Origin of the sequence: Streptoverticillium reticulum (genome assembly GCF_047456005.1) — a bacterium.
Lineage (GTDB): Bacteria > Actinomycetota > Actinomycetes > Streptomycetales > Streptomycetaceae > Streptomyces > Streptomyces reticulum.
In genome coordinates this window covers 2777669-2793492 of the sequence record NZ_CP179755.1, presented here as the reverse complement: position 1 = coordinate 2793492, position 15824 = coordinate 2777669, and the positions used below count along the sequence as shown (strand labels likewise).

General features: G+C 70.3%; 15 protein-coding genes and 1 pseudogene. 9 read left to right on the top strand and 7 right to left on the bottom strand.

Annotated features, from left to right (window positions below):
• Positions 1 to 23: 23 nt before the first annotated feature.
• From ACMATS_RS12395 to ACMATS_RS12385, 3 genes are read right to left on the bottom strand one after another with little or no spacing between them, the layout of a single operon-like run.
• Positions 24 to 812 carry an AIM24 family protein gene (locus ACMATS_RS12395; RefSeq protein ID WP_390776590.1) on the bottom strand — a complete coding sequence of 263 codons (789 nt, stop codon included), beginning with the start codon at positions 810 to 812 and terminating at the stop codon, positions 24 to 26.
• Positions 813 to 820: 8 nt separating this feature from the next.
• Positions 821 to 1471 (bottom strand): AIM24 family protein, encoded by a 651-nt coding sequence (locus tag ACMATS_RS12390; protein ID WP_414167929.1) that lies wholly within the window; start codon positions 1469 to 1471, stop codon positions 821 to 823.
• The gene (locus tag ACMATS_RS12385; RefSeq protein WP_390776592.1) at positions 1471 to 2064 is read right to left on the bottom strand and encodes an AIM24 family protein; all 594 of its coding nucleotides are present in this window, start codon (positions 2062 to 2064) and stop codon (positions 1471 to 1473) included. The genes ACMATS_RS12390 and ACMATS_RS12385 overlap by 1 nt, the downstream gene beginning before the upstream one ends.
• A 252-nt stretch (positions 2065 to 2316) precedes the next feature.
• Between ACMATS_RS12385 and ACMATS_RS12380 the strand changes: the two genes are divergently transcribed.
• The 5 genes from ACMATS_RS12380 (at position 2317) to ACMATS_RS12360 (ending at position 5971) form a co-directional block, all read left to right on the top strand.
• Complete coding sequence (locus ACMATS_RS12380; RefSeq protein WP_336413518.1) at positions 2317 to 2661, top strand: DUF3817 domain-containing protein; 345 nt, start codon at positions 2317 to 2319, stop codon at positions 2659 to 2661.
• Positions 2658 to 2954, top strand: coding sequence for an MTH1187 family thiamine-binding protein (locus ACMATS_RS12375; protein ID WP_414167928.1), 297 nt, complete (start codon positions 2658 to 2660; stop codon positions 2952 to 2954). Before ACMATS_RS12380 ends, ACMATS_RS12375 begins: the two co-directional genes overlap by 4 nt.
• Positions 2955 to 3142: 188 nt before the next feature.
• Entirely contained in the window at positions 3143 to 3676 is a 534-nt protein-coding gene (locus ACMATS_RS12370) for a MarR family winged helix-turn-helix transcriptional regulator (RefSeq protein WP_390776594.1), read from the top strand.
• A 91-nt stretch (positions 3677 to 3767) separates the two neighbouring features.
• On the top strand, positions 3768 to 4103 hold the full coding sequence (locus ACMATS_RS12365; RefSeq protein ID WP_390776595.1) for a DUF3817 domain-containing protein: 336 nt from the start codon (positions 3768 to 3770) through the stop codon (positions 4101 to 4103).
• 167 nt (positions 4104 to 4270) lie between these two features.
• Entirely contained in the window at positions 4271 to 5971 is a 1701-nt protein-coding gene (locus ACMATS_RS12360; protein WP_414167927.1) for a methylmalonyl-CoA mutase, read from the top strand.
• 74 nt (positions 5972 to 6045) lie between these two features.
• Here ACMATS_RS12360 and ACMATS_RS12355 read toward each other — a convergent pair whose 3' ends face one another.
• Positions 6046 to 6660, bottom strand: a complete 615-nt coding sequence (locus ACMATS_RS12355; protein WP_414167926.1) for a TetR/AcrR family transcriptional regulator — start codon at positions 6658 to 6660, stop codon at positions 6046 to 6048.
• A gap of 193 nt (positions 6661 to 6853) precedes the next feature.
• Between ACMATS_RS12355 and ACMATS_RS12350 the strand changes: the two genes are divergently transcribed.
• The 4 genes and pseudogenes from ACMATS_RS12350 to ACMATS_RS12335 all read left to right on the top strand — a co-directional run bounded on the left by ACMATS_RS12350 (position 6854) and on the right by ACMATS_RS12335 (position 10763).
• Positions 6854 to 7822 carry a tetratricopeptide repeat protein gene (locus ACMATS_RS12350; RefSeq protein WP_414167925.1) on the top strand — a complete coding sequence of 323 codons (969 nt, stop codon included), beginning with the start codon at positions 6854 to 6856 and terminating at the stop codon, positions 7820 to 7822.
• A gap of 549 nt (positions 7823 to 8371) precedes the next feature.
• Positions 8372 to 9019, top strand: coding sequence for a DUF6230 family protein (locus ACMATS_RS12345; protein ID WP_414167924.1), 648 nt, complete (start codon positions 8372 to 8374; stop codon positions 9017 to 9019).
• 102 nt (positions 9020 to 9121) lie between these two features.
• Positions 9122 to 9559: pseudogene (locus ACMATS_RS12340) on the top strand (DUF6114 domain-containing protein); the annotation flags it as partial.
• Positions 9555 to 10763 carry a hypothetical protein gene (locus tag ACMATS_RS12335; protein WP_414167923.1) on the top strand — a complete coding sequence of 403 codons (1209 nt, stop codon included), beginning with the start codon at positions 9555 to 9557 and terminating at the stop codon, positions 10761 to 10763. The pseudogene ACMATS_RS12340 and the gene ACMATS_RS12335, both read left to right, overlap by 5 nt.
• An 81-nt stretch (positions 10764 to 10844) precedes the next feature.
• Here the strand turns inward: ACMATS_RS12335 and pyk are convergent, their stop codons facing one another.
• The 3 genes from pyk to pta all read right to left on the bottom strand — a co-directional run bounded on the left by pyk (position 10845) and on the right by pta (position 15756).
• Positions 10845 to 12272 (bottom strand): pyruvate kinase, encoded by a 1428-nt coding sequence (gene pyk, locus ACMATS_RS12330; protein ID WP_336413509.1) that lies wholly within the window; start codon positions 12270 to 12272, stop codon positions 10845 to 10847.
• Positions 12273 to 12344: 72 nt separating this feature from the next.
• Positions 12345 to 13556, bottom strand: coding sequence for an acetate kinase (locus ACMATS_RS12325; RefSeq protein ID WP_390776601.1), 1212 nt, complete (start codon positions 13554 to 13556; stop codon positions 12345 to 12347).
• A 103-nt stretch (positions 13557 to 13659) separates the two neighbouring features.
• A complete protein-coding gene (pta, locus tag ACMATS_RS12320) occupies positions 13660 to 15756 on the bottom strand; it encodes a phosphate acetyltransferase (RefSeq protein WP_414167922.1) in 2097 nt (698 codons plus the stop codon).
• Positions 15757 to 15824: the final 68 nt, after the last annotated feature.

The following is a 15824-nucleotide window of genomic DNA, read 5'->3' as shown; positions in this document are numbered from 1 at the left end:
CGTCACACTCCGCAGAGTACCGCTCACAGCCCGAAGCGGCGCTGGAGGTCCCCCAGCTGGCCCGGCAGCCGCGGGTTCATTGGCTGGTTTCCGTGGTTACCCGGATGTGCGTGCGGTACGCCCTCCTGCTCCGGCGCCTCCTCGCCGACGGCCCGCTCCTCCATCAGCTGCTCGGTCGACTGCAGCAGCACCGTACCCGCGCCGGTGAACTCGAACTGGTGCTCCTCGCCCGAGGTGCCCCCGAGCCCGGTCAGCCGCCGCACCCCGCCCATGACCCCGCGCAGGTAGTGGTGGTCGTAGTGGTGGCACGGCGACGGGCAGTCCGCCCAGCCCACCAGCGCCTGCGGATCCACCCGGATTGGCGGCTCGGCGAAGACGACCGGGCCGTTGGAGGCGGCGACGAACTTGCCAGTGCCGATGAGCGTCAGGAAGCCGGGGACGATCGACTGCTTCAGCGCCAGCGTCGGCTGGAAGGCCAGCAGGTTCCCCGAGCGCACCGTGAGGTTGCCGTCTTCCAGGTCGTAGGAGTTGACGTCGAACGAGCGGTCCGCGAGCAGCATCTTGCCGCGGCCCTCGGCCACCACCCAGTCCGCGGCGTGCAGCGGGGAGTGGAAGCAGGCCGCGATCAGCCGGTCCAGCGGGCCGTGGCCGATGCCGTGGAAGTCGATGTGCCCGTAGTAGGCGATCATCTTCCCCTTCTGCAGGAACCACTGCCCGTCGAGGTCCACGGAGAAGGCGTACGGATTGACGTTGTCGTTCGCGGGCAGGGAGTGCGCGTCGTGTACGACGGGCCCGTGACCGGGGTTGCTCATGGGACCGTTCACAGCTTTTCCTCCGACGCCTGGACGTACACCGTGCCGCTGCCCGACAGCTCCAGCTGGAACGCCTCGCCCGAGCCGCGGCCCACGAACTCGCGCCAACCGAGCGCCGTGGACAGCTTGTTGCGCACGTCGCCGCGGTGCGCCACGTAGGCCTGCGGGTCCACGTGCACCGGGCGGCCCGGCACGATCGGCAGCTCGATGAAGCCGCCGTGCGCCATCACCGCGACGGCGCCGTGCCCTCGGAGGGTGGTGGTGAACAGGCCCTGCCCGGTCACCTGGCCGCGCACCATGCCCATCACGCCGCCCTGCGACCCCATGAACATCGTGCCCTGCTGCAGCGTGCCGTCGAAGGCGAGCAGCCGGTCGGCCTCCACGTACAGCGTCTCGCCGGACAGTTCGATCACATGGCAGTGGTGGCCGCCGTGGCCGAACATCACCGTGCCGTGACCCTCGACGGTCATCAGCGGCGTGGCCTCGTTCGCCACCCGGCGGCCGATCATCCCCATCACGCCGCCCTGGCCGCCGGCGATGCTCGGGGTGAAGGAGACGTCGCCGCGGTAGGCGAGCATCGCCCCGCGCTGGCTGAACAGCCGCTGCCCGGGCAGCACCTGGGCCTCGACCATGCGCGAGTTCAGAAGCCGGAACGGCATCAGAGGTCACCGCCGATCGTGTTCCGCTCGCTGGGCTGGACGTAGACGAGCCCGTCGCCCTCGAAACGTATCTGGAACGCCTCGCCCGAGCCCTCGCCGATGAACGTGCGGAAGTTCACGCCGGACTGGAAGTGCTGGCGGAGGCTGCCGGTGTGCGCGATGTACGCGCCCGGGTCGACCTGCAGGGGCGTCTGCGGCGTCACCCGCAGGGCGATCGCCGTGCCGTCGGAGAGGATCGCCGCCAGGCCCGTGCCCTCGACGGTCGTCGTGAAGAAGCCGTTGCCCTGCGAGGCGCCGCGCAGGCCGGTGAACGTGGTGCCGGTGCGCAGGGCGGCGTCGGTGCAGAGCAGATTGCTCGACTCGACGTACAGCGTCTCGCCGTGCAGTGCCACGAGGTTGATCTCGCTCGCCCGGTCGGCGAAGTAGCAGGTGCCGTGGCCCTTCACCTCCATCACTTCCATCTGCTCGCCGGTGAGCCGGCGCGTCACCATGCCGCGCAGGCCATCGCCTCCGCCGGTCATCTTCTTGAACGTCATCTCGCCCTCGTACGCGACCATCGAGCCGTTCTTGGCCTTGACCGCATCACCTGCCATGTCGACAGCGAGAACCTTGCTCCCCTGGAGCCGAAACTGAGCCACGCGGCAGACGCTATCGGCAGGACATACCGCTCGAACAGGCCCGTGGGCCCCAGCGGCTCCCGGTGCATCCCGTACCGGATCCCGTACCGGATCCCGTACCGGACCCGGATCGTGTGATCGATTTCCGGGCTGCGACAATGGGGAACCGCTTGTGAATGCCGTCACAAGCGGTGACCGATCCGACACTGCGACCGAAGGTGCGCCCCCGTGGACATCAAGACCGCCGAATCTCTGCGCCGGCTCCGACTGGTCTCCGCCCCGGAGGCCGTCTCCTTCCTGCTCCTGCTCGTCTGCTCGATCCTCAAGCGGACCACCGACTTCAATGCGGTGCCGGTGATGGGCGCGGTGCACGGCATCCTCTTCATCCTCTACGTGATCTTCTGGATCGACGCCTGGAACAAGGCGAAGTGGCCGCTGAAGCGCGCCGCCCTCTACTTCGTCCTCTCCGTGCTGCCCACCGGCGGCTTCTTCGGCGACCGCATGCTGCGCCGCGAGGGCGAGGCGAGCGTCATCGCCGCCCGCGCCCGCAAGGAAGGTGTGGTCAACGCATGATCGTCGCCTTCTCCGTGAGCCCGCTGGGCGTGGGCGAGGACGTCGGCGAGTACGTGGCCGACGCGGTGCGCGTCGTGCGCGAATCGGGCCTGCCGAACCGTACGGACGCGATGTTCACGTCCGTCGAGGGCGAGTGGGACGAGGTCATGGACGTCGTCAAGCGCGCCGTCGCCGCCGTCGAGGCGCGCTGCGGCCGGGTCTCGCTCGTCCTCAAGGCGGACATCCGCCCGGGCGTGACGGACGGGCTGACGTCGAAGGTCGAGACGGTCGAGCGGTACCTGGCCGCCCCGTAGGGGCGCGGGGAACTGCGCGACCGGCCCCCGCCGGCCCGCAGCCGACGCACCACCCAGGAAGTCCGGGGCGCAGCCCCGAGAACCTCGACTGCGGGCACGTCGTGGTTGCTCGCGCCCACGCGGCGGAGCCGCACATGTCAACAGCCCCGCGCCCCTAAACGGGGCGCAGCCCCGCTAGGCTCGGGCCCGTGGCCAAACCGCTCAGTCTCCCCTTCGACCCCATCGCCCGTGCCGACGAGCTGTGGAAGCAGCGCTGGGGGGCCGTGCCCTCCATGGCCGCGATCACCTCGATCATGCGCGCCCACCAGATCCTGCTGGGTCAGGTCGACGCGGTCGTCAAGCCGTACGGCCTGACCTTCGCCCGCTACGAGGCGCTGGTGCTGCTGACGTTCAGCAAGGCCGGCGAGCTGCCGATGTCGAAGATCGGCGAGCGGCTGATGGTGCACCCCACGTCCGTCACCAACACCGTCGACCGCCTGGTCACGGCCGGTCTGGTGGACAAGCGCCCGAACCCCAACGACGGCCGCGGCACGCTCGCTTCGATCACCGACAAGGGGCGGGAGGTCGTGGAGTCCGCGACGCGCGACCTGATGGCGATGGACTTCGGCCTGGGCGTCTACGACGCGGAGGAGTGCGGGCAGATCTTCGACGTCCTGCGGCCGCTGCGCGTGGCGGTGAAGGACTTCGCGGATCCCGACGAGGACGGGTCCGCCGAGGCCTGAGCGACACGGCGGGGGCGGCGAAGATCGCCCCGGAACATACGGATACGCTCGACGGACGGCAGTCCGAGATCCCGATGCGAGGAACCCTCCAGTGAAGAAGAACGTGCTGACCCGCTACCGCGTGATGGCGTACGTCACCGGCGTGCTGCTGGTCCTCCTGACGCTCGGCGTCATCGCCAAGTACCTGCTGACCGTGGACGGTGCGAGCGGCTTCGTCAGCATCGTCGGCATCGCGCACGGCTGGCTCTACGTCCTGTACCTGGTCCTCGCCTTCGACATGGGCTCCAAGGCGAAGTGGCCGTTCGGCAAGCTGGTGTGGGTGCTGATCGCGGGCACCATCCCGACCGCCGCGTTCTTCGTGGAGCGCAAGGTCAGCCGTGAGCTGGAGCCGCTGGTGGCCGCGGAGGCGGTCCAGGCCGCGGCCTGATCCCCCGCACCCCGCACGACACACCTGCCCCGAACACGACACCTCTTGTGTTCGGGGCACTCTTGCGCGACGATTTAGTAGGACGTCCTAGTAAATCTGGCCGACTGCTCACGAGGCGGCGGCCCGAGCGGACGCGCGACGGGGCGCGGAGAGGTTGGGCGACACCCATGGACGCAGCAGGCATCGAGGCGGGGCGCAACCGCTGGCAGGCGCGGTACGACGCCTCCCGCAAGCGGGATGCCGACTTCACCACGCTCTCCGGGGACGAGGTCGACCCGGTCTACGGCCCCCGCCCGGGGGACGCGTACGAGGGCTTCGAACGCATCGGCTGGCCCGGCGAGTACCCCTTCACCCGAGGCCTGTACGCCACGGGCTACCGCGGCCGCACGTGGACCATCCGCCAGTTCGCGGGCTTCGGCAACGCCGAACAGACCAACGAGCGCTACAAGATGATCCTCGCCAACGGCGGCGGCGGACTGTCGGTGGCCTTCGACATGCCCACCCTCATGGGCCGCGACTCCGACGACCCGCGCTCGCTCGGCGAGGTCGGCCACTGCGGCGTCGCCATCGACACGGCGGCGGACATGGAGGTCCTCTTCAAGGACATCCCCCTGGGCGACGTCACCACCTCCATGACGATCAGCGGCCCGGCCGTCCCCGCCTTCTGTATGTACCTGGTCGCGGCGGAGCGCCAGGGCGTGGCCCCGTCCGTCCTCAACGGCACGCTCCAGACGGACATCTTCAAGGAGTACATCGCGCAGAAGGAGTGGCTCTTCCCGCCCGAGCCCCACCTGCGCCTGATCGGCGACCTGATGGAGCACTGCGCCACGTCCATCCCCGCCTACAAGCCGCTCTCCGTCTCCGGTTACCACATCCGCGAGGCGGGTGCGACGGCCGCGCAGGAGCTCGCCTACACGCTGGCCGACGGCTTCGGCTACGTCGAACTGGGCCTGAGCCGCGGCCTGGACGTGGACGTCTTCGCCCCGGGCCTCTCCTTCTTCTTCGACGCCCACGTCGACTTCTTCGAGGAGATCGCCAAGTTCCGCGCGGCGCGCAGGATCTGGGCGCGCTGGATGAAGGAGGCCTACGGCGCGCAGACGGAGAAGGCGCAGTGGCTGCGCTTCCACACCCAGACCGCGGGCGTCTCGCTCACGGCACAGCAGCCGTACAACAACGTGGTGCGCACGGCCGTCGAGGCCCTGGCGGCGGTGCTCGGCGGCACCAACTCCCTCCACACCAACGCCCTGGACGAGACCCTCGCCCTGCCGAGCGAGCAGGCCGCGGAGATCGCGCTGCGCACGCAGCAGGTCCTGATGGAGGAGACCGGCGTCGCCAACGTCGCGGACCCGCTGGGCGGTTCGTGGTACGTGGAGCAGCTGACGGACCGCATCGAGGCGGATGCCGAGAAGATCTTCGACCAGATCAAGGAGCGTGGCCTGCGGGCGCACCCCGACGGCAAGCACCCCATCGGCCCGGTGACCTCCGGCATCCTGCGCGGCATCGAGGACGGCTGGTTCACGGGCGAGATCGCCGAGAGCGCCTTCCGCTACCAGCAGTCCCTGGAGAAGGGCGCCAAGCGCGTGGTGGGCGTCAACTGCCACGAGGGCTCGGTGACGGGCGACCTGGAGATCCTCCGGGTCAGCCACGAGGTGGAGCGCGAGCAGGTGCGCGCGCTGGGCGCCCGGAAGGCGGAGCGGGACGACGTGAAGGTCCGCGCCTCCCTGGACGCGATGCTGGCCGCCGCGCGGGACGGCTCCAACATGATCGCCCCGATGCTGGACGCGGTGCGGGCCGAGGCCACGCTGGGGGAGATCTGCGACGTGCTGCGGGAGGAGTGGGGGGTGTACGTGGAGCCGGCGGGGTTCTGACGCCTCAGATGGCACCGACAGCGGAAACCCTCACTTTCGGGGCTTGAAAGTGAGGGTTTTTGCTGTCGGAAGCTTTACCCCGCCGTCAGCCCGCCCACCACCAGCGCCGCGAACCCCCGTGCCCACTCCTCGTCCACCGGTTCCGCGCTGACCAGCGTGCGGTGCACCACCGCGCCCGCGATCACGTCGAAGATGAGGTCCGCGTTGCGGGCCGCCTGGGTCTCGTCCGGTTCGTGGGGGAGTTCGCCGCGGGTCTGGGCGCGGGCCCGGCCGATCAGGACCAGGGACTTCTGGCGGTCGACGATCGCCGAGCGGATGCGGTCGCGGAGGGCCGCATCCCTCGTCGACTCCGCCACCACCGCCATCAACGCCGTCTTCGTCTCCGGGCGTTCCAGCAGGGACGCGAACTGCAGCACCACGCCCTCCACGTCCGCCTGGAGGCTGCCCCGGTCCGGGAGTTCCAGGTGCTCGTCGAAGAGCGCCGCCACCGCGTCCACGACCAGTTCGTTCTTGCCGGCCCAGCGGCGGTAGAGGGTCGTCTTCGCGACTCCGGCGCGGGCCGCCACGTCGCCCATCGTGAGCTTGCCCCAGCCCAGTTCCACCAGGGCCGCCCGTGTCGCGTCCAGGATCGCGCGGTCCGCCTCCGCGCTGCGCGGGCGACCGGTGCGACGGGTGGGGATGGAGGGCATGACGGTGACCTTACCGCCCAGTAGGGCTCTGCGTATGACCCAGATCACGATTCGTCGAAACGCTTGCCGTGGCTCCGGGGGAGGGAGTTACGCTACGGCTCGTAGCGTAAGAGCGACAACCAACGACGCCAGGTGGGGACCCGGCGTCAGCGTACTTTTCCGATTCGCCGCGTGGAGGGGGGAGGATAGGGCCATGCAGCCACGGAACATGTCCATGAGTGGAGTGGTCGACCTCGCCGCGGTGAAGGCGGCCGGGGAAGCCAAGCAGAAGGCGGAGCAGGCGCGTGCCGACGCCGCCCGCCACGGCGGTGTGCCCGCCTCCGCGGGGCCCCTGGTGTTCGATGCCACCGAGGCCGGCTTTGAGGCCGACGTCCTCCAGCGCTCCGCCGAAGTGCCCGTCGTCATCGACTTCTGGGCCGACTGGTGCGAGCCGTGCAAGCAGCTCGGCCCCATGCTGGAGCGCCTCGCCGCGGAGTACCGCGGGCGGTTCGTCCTGGCCAAGGTGGACGTCGAGGCCAACCAGCTGCTCTTCCAGCAGTTCGGCGTGCAGTCCATCCCGGCCGTCTTCGCGGTCGTGGCCGGCCAGGCCCTGCCCCTCTTCCAGGGCGCGGCCCCCGAGGCCCAGGTCCGTGAGGTGCTGGAGCAGCTGATCGCCGTTGCCGAGCAGCGTTTCGGCATCGTCGGCGCGCCCGTCGAGCCGGGTGCCGAGGGTGAGGCCGCCCCCGCTCCTCAGGCCCCTGCGAGCCCGTACGACGCCGCACTGGGTGCCGCGCACGACGCCCTGGATGCCGGTGACCTCGGCGGCGCCGTCCGCGCGTACCGGAACGTGCTGGCCGACGACCCCGCCAACCCCGAGGCCAAGCTGGGCCTCGCCCAGGCCGAACTCCTGCAGCGCGTCCAGGGGATGAACGCCCAGGAGGTGCGCAAGGCGGCCGCCGATGCGCCGGGCGACGTGTCGGCGCAGATCGCCGCTGCGGACCTCGACCTCGTGGGCGGGCACGTCGAGGACGCCTTCGGGCGGCTCATCGACACCGTCAGGCGGACCTTCGGCGAGGACCGCGACGCCGCCCGTGTGCGGCTGCTGGAACTGTTCGAGGTGATCGGCCCGGACGACCCGCGGGTGTCGGCCGCGCGCACCGCGCTGTCGCGCGCACTGTTCTGACACCTGTGTCACACACGGCACAGACGCCGCGCTTTGCCAAAACTTGGCAATCGGGGGCGTAGTTACTGCCAGTAAGAAGAGCCCGGGCATTCGCCCGGGTTTTTCTTTTTCCTCCGCTTGTTCGTGAACACGGAGCGGCGCGCTCTGGTGGGTGCTTGATGCGCTCCGGGCATCCCGTGGTTATCGGCCCGTTACTCGCTAGTAATGAACCTCTTGTGCCCCGGCCCGTAATGCACCACGATCGGCCGCACGCTCGGTCCATTCGTACAGCCCGGCATCCGGTCGGTGCATGCGGGTGGGTCCCCACCGAGCAGGGACAGGGGGGTCTCCGCCTCAACGGCGGTGCCTGTCCCATGGGTTGCGCGAAGGCGTGGCCGTTGGTTGTCGCTCGGGGGTGATCGCCGGTGTGTCGGGCGCGTTGCGCCTCCGTCATGCGACGGCGCTCTCCTTCCCGAGGACGTAACAGCTCTCCCCTCCGGGGTACGAGGCCGGACCGAGTGGTCCTTCCGCCCGTGCCGGAGATGTACGTCCGAGAAGGAGGAATGTGTCATGAAATCCCAGGCTCGTGGAGGGACGAGATGGCGACGGTTCGCCGTCGTCATGGTCCCCAGCGTGGCGGCCTCCGCCGCGGTCGGGGTGGCGATAGCGCAGGGCGCGCTGGCGGCGTCGTTCAGCGTTTCGGGGCAGCAGTTCCAGGTGACTGCGAAGAGCCTGCATGGCGAGGGATTCGTGCAGTACGGGGCGATGGACCAGACCAAGAAGGGCGCGCAGCCCGTCGCGGTGGTCGGTCTGGAGTCCGCGACGATCACCGCTCTGTGTCAGGCGGTCACCATCCCGCTCCCCTTCAATGCGGGCAAGGTCTCGATGACGCTGAAGGCCGGAGACGGCGGCAACAGCGACAAGGACAAGGTCCAGGCGTCCAAGCTCTACATCGACGCGAGCGACATGAAGGCCAACGCCACGTTCCATCAGGTCGACATCGGCGTTGCTGTGGACGGTACGACCAAGGGCCCCGGCCCGGCGCAGCCGGGTGAGAACGGCCGCGGATCGTACGTGCCGGGCTCCTTCGCCCAGCAGGCGCAGAGCGTCGACTTCACCGAGGTCGACCAGAAGGCCTGGGCAACCTCGGCCGGAACGTTCACCCTGCCTGGTCTGCACATGGGCGTAAGCATGGGCGACGCCGAGTGCAAGAACTGAGGCGCTGAACACGCGGGTACGGGGCGACCGTTGACCGCCCCGTACCCCTACCGTTCTGTGCCCACGTACCACCGATTCGCCAGTCCCGAGGAGCTGTACACCATGAGCGCCGAAACGCGACCACGGCTGATGGACACTCTCGGCCGCACCCGCCGTTCGTTCTGGGACTGGCGGGGCCGACGCCCCTTCTGGGGCGGGCTGTTGACGCTGCTCGCCGGGTTTCCGATCATGTACATCCCGTACCAGACCGTGACGTTGGGCGACCTCAGCATCCGGCTGGCCACGACCGCCGGCGCGGGCTCGCTGATCATAGGGGTGCTGCTGGTCGTGCTCGGCCTGACCATGTGGTTCCAGCCGCAGTCACGGGTGTTCGCCGGCGTCGCGGCGATCCTGCTCGGGCTGGTCTCCCTGGTCGTCTCCAACTTCGGGGCCTTCATCGTGGGCTTTCTGCTCGCCCTGATCGGCGGCGGCCTCGGTGTCTCCTGGATGCCCGGCACGCCGGAGGCGGTCGTGGACGAAGGTGAAGGGACGTCCCGTGCCGACTGACGAGACCGGCGAATCGAGAACCGGCCCGCGCCACGCGGCGCCCCGTAAGCCCCTGCTCTCCCGCCTGCACATGCCCGCCGGCAAGGCCGTCGCCCTCGTCGCCATGCCGAGTGCCGTGCTGATGGGCATGGGCCTCACGCCCACCCTGGCCCAGGCGAAGCCGTCGGCGCCGCGGCCCTTCGGGGACGCGCAGTGCGCCACTGCGCCCGACGCCGATGCGAGTCCGAGTGCTCCGAGTGCGGAGACCTCGCCGTCGCCCTCCGCGTCGCCGTCCCCGTCTTCCTCCGCGTCCGCCTCCGCCAAGGCCGGTCCGGACAAGGGAAGTTCGGACCATGCGGCCAAGCCCGTCGCGCCTCCGGCGAAGCCGGCCCCGGGCGCGGATGCTTCGCCGTCCCCCTCGGCCTCTCCGTCCCCGTCCGCCTCCCCCTCCACCAAGGCGTTCAACCCGCTCGACCCGCTCGGCCTCGGTGCCAAGCTCGGCGAGATCCTCTCGGGAGGCGGTAAGAAGGCGGCGCCGACTGCGCCGAGCCCGTCCGCCTCACCTTCGGCCTCACCTTCGGCTTCGTCGAGTCCGTCGGCCTCCGCATCCCCGTCTCCGTCCCCGTCCGGGCATCAGGCCGACAAACCCGCCGCCGCGGCGTCCCCGTCCCCGAGCGCGAGCCCGTCCGCCTCCGCCTCGGCGAGCCCCACCCCAGACTCTTCGGATTCCCTGCCCCCCTGCCCCAAAGGCACCGTCGTCGACGAGAACGAGCACCACGCCTTCCCGAACCAGCCCTGGTACCTGGAAGCGAGCAGGCTCACCCTCAACGGGCTGACCTACGAGGGCGTCAAGAAGATCACCACGGTGAACGGGCAGCAGAAGTCCATCCTCAAGTTCACCGCGGACTCGATCGCGATCAAGGACCTGCACCAGATCGTCAACAGCCAGGGCAAGGAGTACCACGTCGCCGGTATCGGGACGACCTCCACGGTCACGGGCGGCAAGGTCACCCTGTACACCGAGGAGTTGAAGGGCAACCTGCTCGGGCTGATCCCCTCGACCCAGTCGCCGAGCAGCCTGCCCCCGATGATCCCGGGGCTGAAGCTGCCGATCCCCGTCTTCTTCACGAACGTGAAGCTCCGCCAGGCCGGCCAGTTCGGCGGGACGCTGCACATCCCCAACCTGCATCAGTACCTGACGGACGGCACGTACTCCTGACAGCGGAAACGACCGGGGCCGCCACTCCGAAGAGTGGCGGCCCCGGTCGCGTCTGTCCGTACGACCTGCGAGAGGCAGAACCTACCGGTTCTCGCCGCCCAGGTGGTGCACCCGCACCATGTTGGTCGTGCCGGGGACGCCGGGCGGGGAGCCCGCCGTGATGATCATGGTGTCGCCCTCGTTGTAGCGCTTGAGCTTCAGCAGCTCCGCGTCGACGAGGTCGACCATGGCGTCCGTGTTGTCCACGTGCGGCACGACGTAGGTCTCGACGCCCCAGCTCAGGGTCAGCTGGTTGCGGGTCGCGGCGTCCGTGGTGAAGGCCAGGATCGGCTGGACCGTGCGGTAGCGGGACAGGCGGCGGGCCGTGTCACCGGACTGGGTGAAGGCGACGAGCGCCTTGCCGCCCAGGAAGTCCGCGATCTCGCAGGCCGCGCGGGCGACCGAACCGCCCTGGGTGCGCGGCTTCTTGCCGGGGACCAGCGGCTGCAGGCCCTTCGACAGCAGCTCCTGCTCCGCGGCCTCGACGATGCGGGACATCGTCTTGACGGTCTCGATCGGGTAGGCGCCGACCGAGGACTCGGCGGACAGCATGACCGCGTCCGCGCCGTCCAGGATCGCGTTGGCGACGTCGGACGCCTCGGCGCGCGTGGGGCGCGAGTTGGTGATCATCGACTCCATCATCTGGGTCGCCACGATCACCGGCTTGGCGTTGCGGCGGCACATCTCGATGAGCCGCTTCTGCACCATCGGGACCTTCTCCAGCGGGTACTCCACCGCCAGGTCGCCGCGCGCCACCATCACACCGTCGAAGGCCATGACGACCTCGTGCATGTTCTCGACGGCCTGCGGCTTCTCGACCTTGGCGATGACCGGGACCCGGCGGCCGACCGCGTCCATGACGCGGTGGACGTCACGGACGTCCGCGGCGTCGCGGACGAAGGACAGCGCGACCATGTCGCAGCCCATCGCGAGCGCGAACTTCAGGTCCTCGACGTCCTTCTCGGACAGCGCCGGGACGTTCACCGCCGCGCCGGGCAGGTTGATGCCCTTGTGGTCGGAGATGACGCCGCCCTCGATGACGATCGTCTTCACGCGCGGGCCGTCGACCTCGGTGACCCGCAGCTCGACGTTGCCGTCGTTGATCAGGACCTGGTCGCCCTTGACGACGTCACCGGGCAGGCCCTTGTAGGTCGTGCCGCAGATGGTCTTGTCGCCGGGGACGTCCTCGGTGGTGATGGTGAACTCGTCACCGCGCACCAGCTCGACGGGGCCGTCCGCGAAGGTCTCCAGGCGGATCTTCGGGCCCTGGAGGTCGGCCAGCACGCCGACGGGGCGGCCGGTCTCCTCGGAGGCCTTGCGGAGGCGGTGGTACCGCTCCTCGTGCTCCGCGTGGGACCCGTGGCTCATGTTGAAACGGGCCACGTTCATACCGGCCTCGATCAGCGTCTTCAGCTGGTCGAAGGAGTCGACGGCGGGGCCCAGGGTGCAGACGATTTTGGAACGGCGCATGGGGCAGATCCTATCGGTTTGTTTCGGAGCGGAATATTCGAGCTGTGGGAACGACCGAGGAACGTGCGGTGATCAAGAGCTGACCAGCGCGTACGCCTGGGTGGCGATCTCCAGCTCCTCGTCGGTGGGGACCACGGCGACCGCGACCCGGGCCGAGTCCGGGGAGATCAGCCGGGCGTCGCCGGACCGCTCGGCGTTGCGGGCCGGGTCCACGGCCAGGCCCAGCTCCTCCAGGCCCGCCACGGCGGCCTCGCGCACGGGGGCCGCGTTCTCGCCCACGCCCGCCGTGAAGGCGACGGCGTCGACCTTGCCGAGCACCGCGTAGTAGGCGCCGATGTATTTCTTCAGCCGGTGCACGTAGATGTCGAAGGCGAGCTGCGCCTGCTCGTCGCCCTCGTCGATGCGCCGGCGGATCTCGCGCATGTCGTTGTCGCCGCACAGTCCGATCAGACCGCTCTTCTTGTTCAGGAGCGAGTCGATCTCGTCGACGGACATCCCGGCGTTCCGCGCCAGGTGGAAGATCACGGCCGGGTCGAGGTCACCGGAGCGGGTGCCCATGACCAGGCCCTCCAGCGGGGTCAGACCCATGGAGGTGTCCACGCAGCGGCCGCCGCGCACGGCCGAGGCCGAGGCGCCGTTGCCCAGGTGCAGCACGATGACGTTGGCCTCGGACGGGTCCTTGCCGAGCAGCTTCGCCGTCTCGCGGGAGACGTAGGCGTGCGAGGTGCCGTGGAAGCCGTAGCGGCGGATCATGTGCGCGTCGGCGGTGGCGGTGTCGATCGCGTAGCGGGCCGCGGACTCCGGCATGGTCGTGTGGAACGCGGTGTCGAAGACGGCCACCTGCGGCAGGTCCGGGCGCAGCGCCTGCGCGGTGCGGATGCCGGTGACGTTGGCCGGGTTGTGCAGCGGGGCGACCGGGATCAGGGCCTCGATGTGGGCCAGCACCTCGTCGGTGATCAGGGTCGGCTCGGTGAACTCGCTGCCGCCGTGCACGACGCGGTGGCCGATCGCGGCCAGCTCGGGGGAGTCCAGGCCGAGCCCGTCGGCGGCCAGCTCGGCGGCCACGGCCTCCAGGGCGGCCTTGTGGTCGGCGATCGGGCCGGTGGTCTCGCGCTTGGCGCCGCCGGTCGCCAGCGGGGTGTGCGCGAGGCGGGAGGTCTGCTCGCCGATGCGCTCGACGAGGCCGACGGCCAGCCGGGAGCCGTCGGCCATGTCGAGCAGCTGGTACTTGACGGACGAGGAGCCGGAGTTGAGGACGAGGACCCGGGTGGCGTTGGCAGTCATGAAGGGCTGAGGGGCTTTCCGTGTGGGGACTGGGGGCTGGGGGCCGGCGGATGCCTGACGGGCCCGGGGCCGGGGCGTCTGTGCCCCGGCCCCGGCGGCCGCATCAGGGCTCGGTGCGCTCGCTGGGCTGCTCGCCCTGCGCCTGGATGGCCGTGATGGCGACGGTGTTCACGATGTCCTGCACCAGCGCGCCGCGGGAGAGGTCGTTGACGGGCTTGCGCAGACCCTGCAGCACCGGGCCGACCGCGACCGCACCGGCCGACCGCTGCACGGCCTTGTAGGTGTTGTTGCCGGTGTTGAGGTCGGGGAAGACCAGCACCGTGGCCTTGCCGGCGACCTCGGAGCCGGGGAGCTTGGTCTTGGCGACCGCGGCGTCCACGGCGGCGTCGTACTGGATCGGGCCCTCGACGAGCAGGTCGGGGCGGCGCTCGCGGACGAGCTCGGTGGCCCGGCGGACCTTGTCGACGTCCGCGCCGGAGCCGGAGGTGCCGGTGGAGTACGAGAGCATCGCGATCCGCGGCTCCACGCCGAACTGGGTGGCGGTGGCGGCGGACTGGATGGCGATGTCCGCCAGCTGCTCGGCGTTGGGGTCGGGGTTGACGGCGCAGTCGCCGTAGACCAGGACCCGGTCGGCCAGGCACATGAAGAAGACCGAGGAGACGATCTGGGCGCCCGGCGCGGTCTTGATGATCTCGAAGGCGGGGCGGATGGTGGCGGCGGTGGAGTGCACCGCGCCGGAGACCATGCCGTCGGCCAGGCCCTCCTGGACCATCAGCGTGCCGAAGTAGGAGACGTCGGCGACGATGTCGTGCGCCAGCTCCACGGTCATGCCCTTGTGGGCGCGGACCTTGGCGTAGATCTCGGCGAAGCGCTCGCGCAGCGGGGAGGTCTGCGGGTCGATGACCTGCGCCCCGCCCAGGTCGATGCCGAGCTCGGCGGCGCGCTTGCGGACGGCGTCCTCCTCGCCCAGCAGGGTGAGGTCGCAGACGTCGCGGCGCAGCAGCACGTCGGCCGCGCGCAGCACGCGCTCCTCGGTGCCCTCGGGCAGCACCACGCGGCGGCGGGCGGAGCGGGAGCGCTCGATGAGGTTGTGTTCGAACATCATCGGCGTGACGCGGCCGGAGCCGGCGACGGCGATGCGGTTCGCCAGCGCGGCGGTGTCCACGTGCCGTTCGAAGAGGCCGAGCGCGGTCTCGGCCTTGCGCGGCGACTCGGCGCCCAGCTTGCCCTCGATGGAGAACAGCTCGGCCGCGGTCGGGAAGGAGCCGCCCGGCACGGAGATCACCGGGGTGCCCGGGGCCAGCCGGCCGGCCAGGGCGAGGATGTCCGGGCCCGGGCGCTCGTCCAGCGTCAGCAGCACGCCCGCGATGGTGGGGGCGCCGGCGCTGTGCGCGGCGAGGGCGCCGACGATCAGGTCCACGCGGTCGCCGGGGGTGACGACCAGGCAGCCTTCGGTCAGGGCCGGCAGGAAGACCGGCAGCATCGCGCCGCCGAAGACGAAGTCGCGGGCGTCGCGGTCCAGTCCGGCCGCGTCGCCCAGCAGCACCTCGGCGCCCAGCGTCCGCACGATCTGCGCCACGGTCGGGGCGGAGAGCGAGGGCTCCTCGGGGAGCGCGAAGCACGGCACCGGCAGGCTCGCGGCGAGCAGCTCGGCGACGGCCTCGCGGTCGGCCGGGGCGACCCGGTTGACGACGAGGGAGACGACGTCGCAGCCCAGGGTCTCGTAGGCGCGGTAGGCGTTGCGCGCCTCGGCGCGCACCGACTCGGCCGACTGCTGCTGGCCGCCGACGACCGTGATCACGGAGGCGCCGAACTCGTTGGCCAGGCGGGCGTTGAGGGCCAGCTCGTCGGGGAGCTGGGAGCCCGCGTAGTCGGTGCCGAGCACGAGCACGAAGTCGTACTGGCGGGCCACGGCGTGGAAGCGCTCGACGAGGGAGGAGACCAGTTCGTCCGTGCCGCGCTCGGCCTGCAGGGCGGAGGCCTCGGCGTAGCTCAGGCCGTAGACGGTCTCCGGCGACTGGTCCAGGCGGTAGCGGGTCCGCAGCAGCTCGAAGAGCCGGTCCGGCCCGTCGCCGTGCACCAGCGGGCGGAAGACGCCCACCCGGTCCACCTGGCGGGTGAGGAGCTCCATGACTCCCAGCTCGATGACCTGGCGCCCGTCGCCCCGGTCGGTCCCGGTCACGTACACGCTGCGCGTCACGCGTGCTCTCCTTGATGCGTCTCGATGCTTCGCCGTGTTACTGATCATGAAAATAAACCCGTTAGGGT

Bases quoted from the DNA above. Each gene is read 5' to 3' on its own strand.
- ACMATS_RS12385 (WP_390776592.1), bottom strand. From the start codon at position 2,064: ATGGCAGGTGATGCGGTCAAGGCCAAGAACGGCTCGATGGTCGCGTAC.
- ACMATS_RS12390 (WP_414167929.1), bottom strand. From the start codon at position 1,471: ATGCCGTTCCGGCTTCTGAACTCGCGCATGGTCGAGGCCCAGGTGCTG.
- ACMATS_RS12395 (WP_390776590.1), bottom strand. From the start codon at position 812: ATGAGCAACCCCGGTCACGGGCCCGTCGTACACGACGCGCACTCCCTG.
- ACMATS_RS12360 (WP_414167927.1), top strand. From the start codon at position 4,271: ATGGACGCAGCAGGCATCGAGGCGGGGCGCAACCGCTGGCAGGCGCGG.
- ACMATS_RS12345 (WP_414167924.1), top strand. From the start codon at position 8,372: ATGAAATCCCAGGCTCGTGGAGGGACGAGATGGCGACGGTTCGCCGTC.
- ACMATS_RS12375 (WP_414167928.1), top strand. From the start codon at position 2,658: ATGATCGTCGCCTTCTCCGTGAGCCCGCTGGGCGTGGGCGAGGACGTC.
- ACMATS_RS12355 (WP_414167926.1), bottom strand. From the start codon at position 6,660: ATGCCCTCCATCCCCACCCGTCGCACCGGTCGCCCGCGCAGCGCGGAG.
- ACMATS_RS12325 (WP_390776601.1), bottom strand. From the start codon at position 13,556: ATGACTGCCAACGCCACCCGGGTCCTCGTCCTCAACTCCGGCTCCTCG.
- ACMATS_RS12350 (WP_414167925.1), top strand. From the start codon at position 6,854: ATGCAGCCACGGAACATGTCCATGAGTGGAGTGGTCGACCTCGCCGCG.
- pyk (WP_336413509.1), bottom strand. From the start codon at position 12,272: ATGCGCCGTTCCAAAATCGTCTGCACCCTGGGCCCCGCCGTCGACTCC.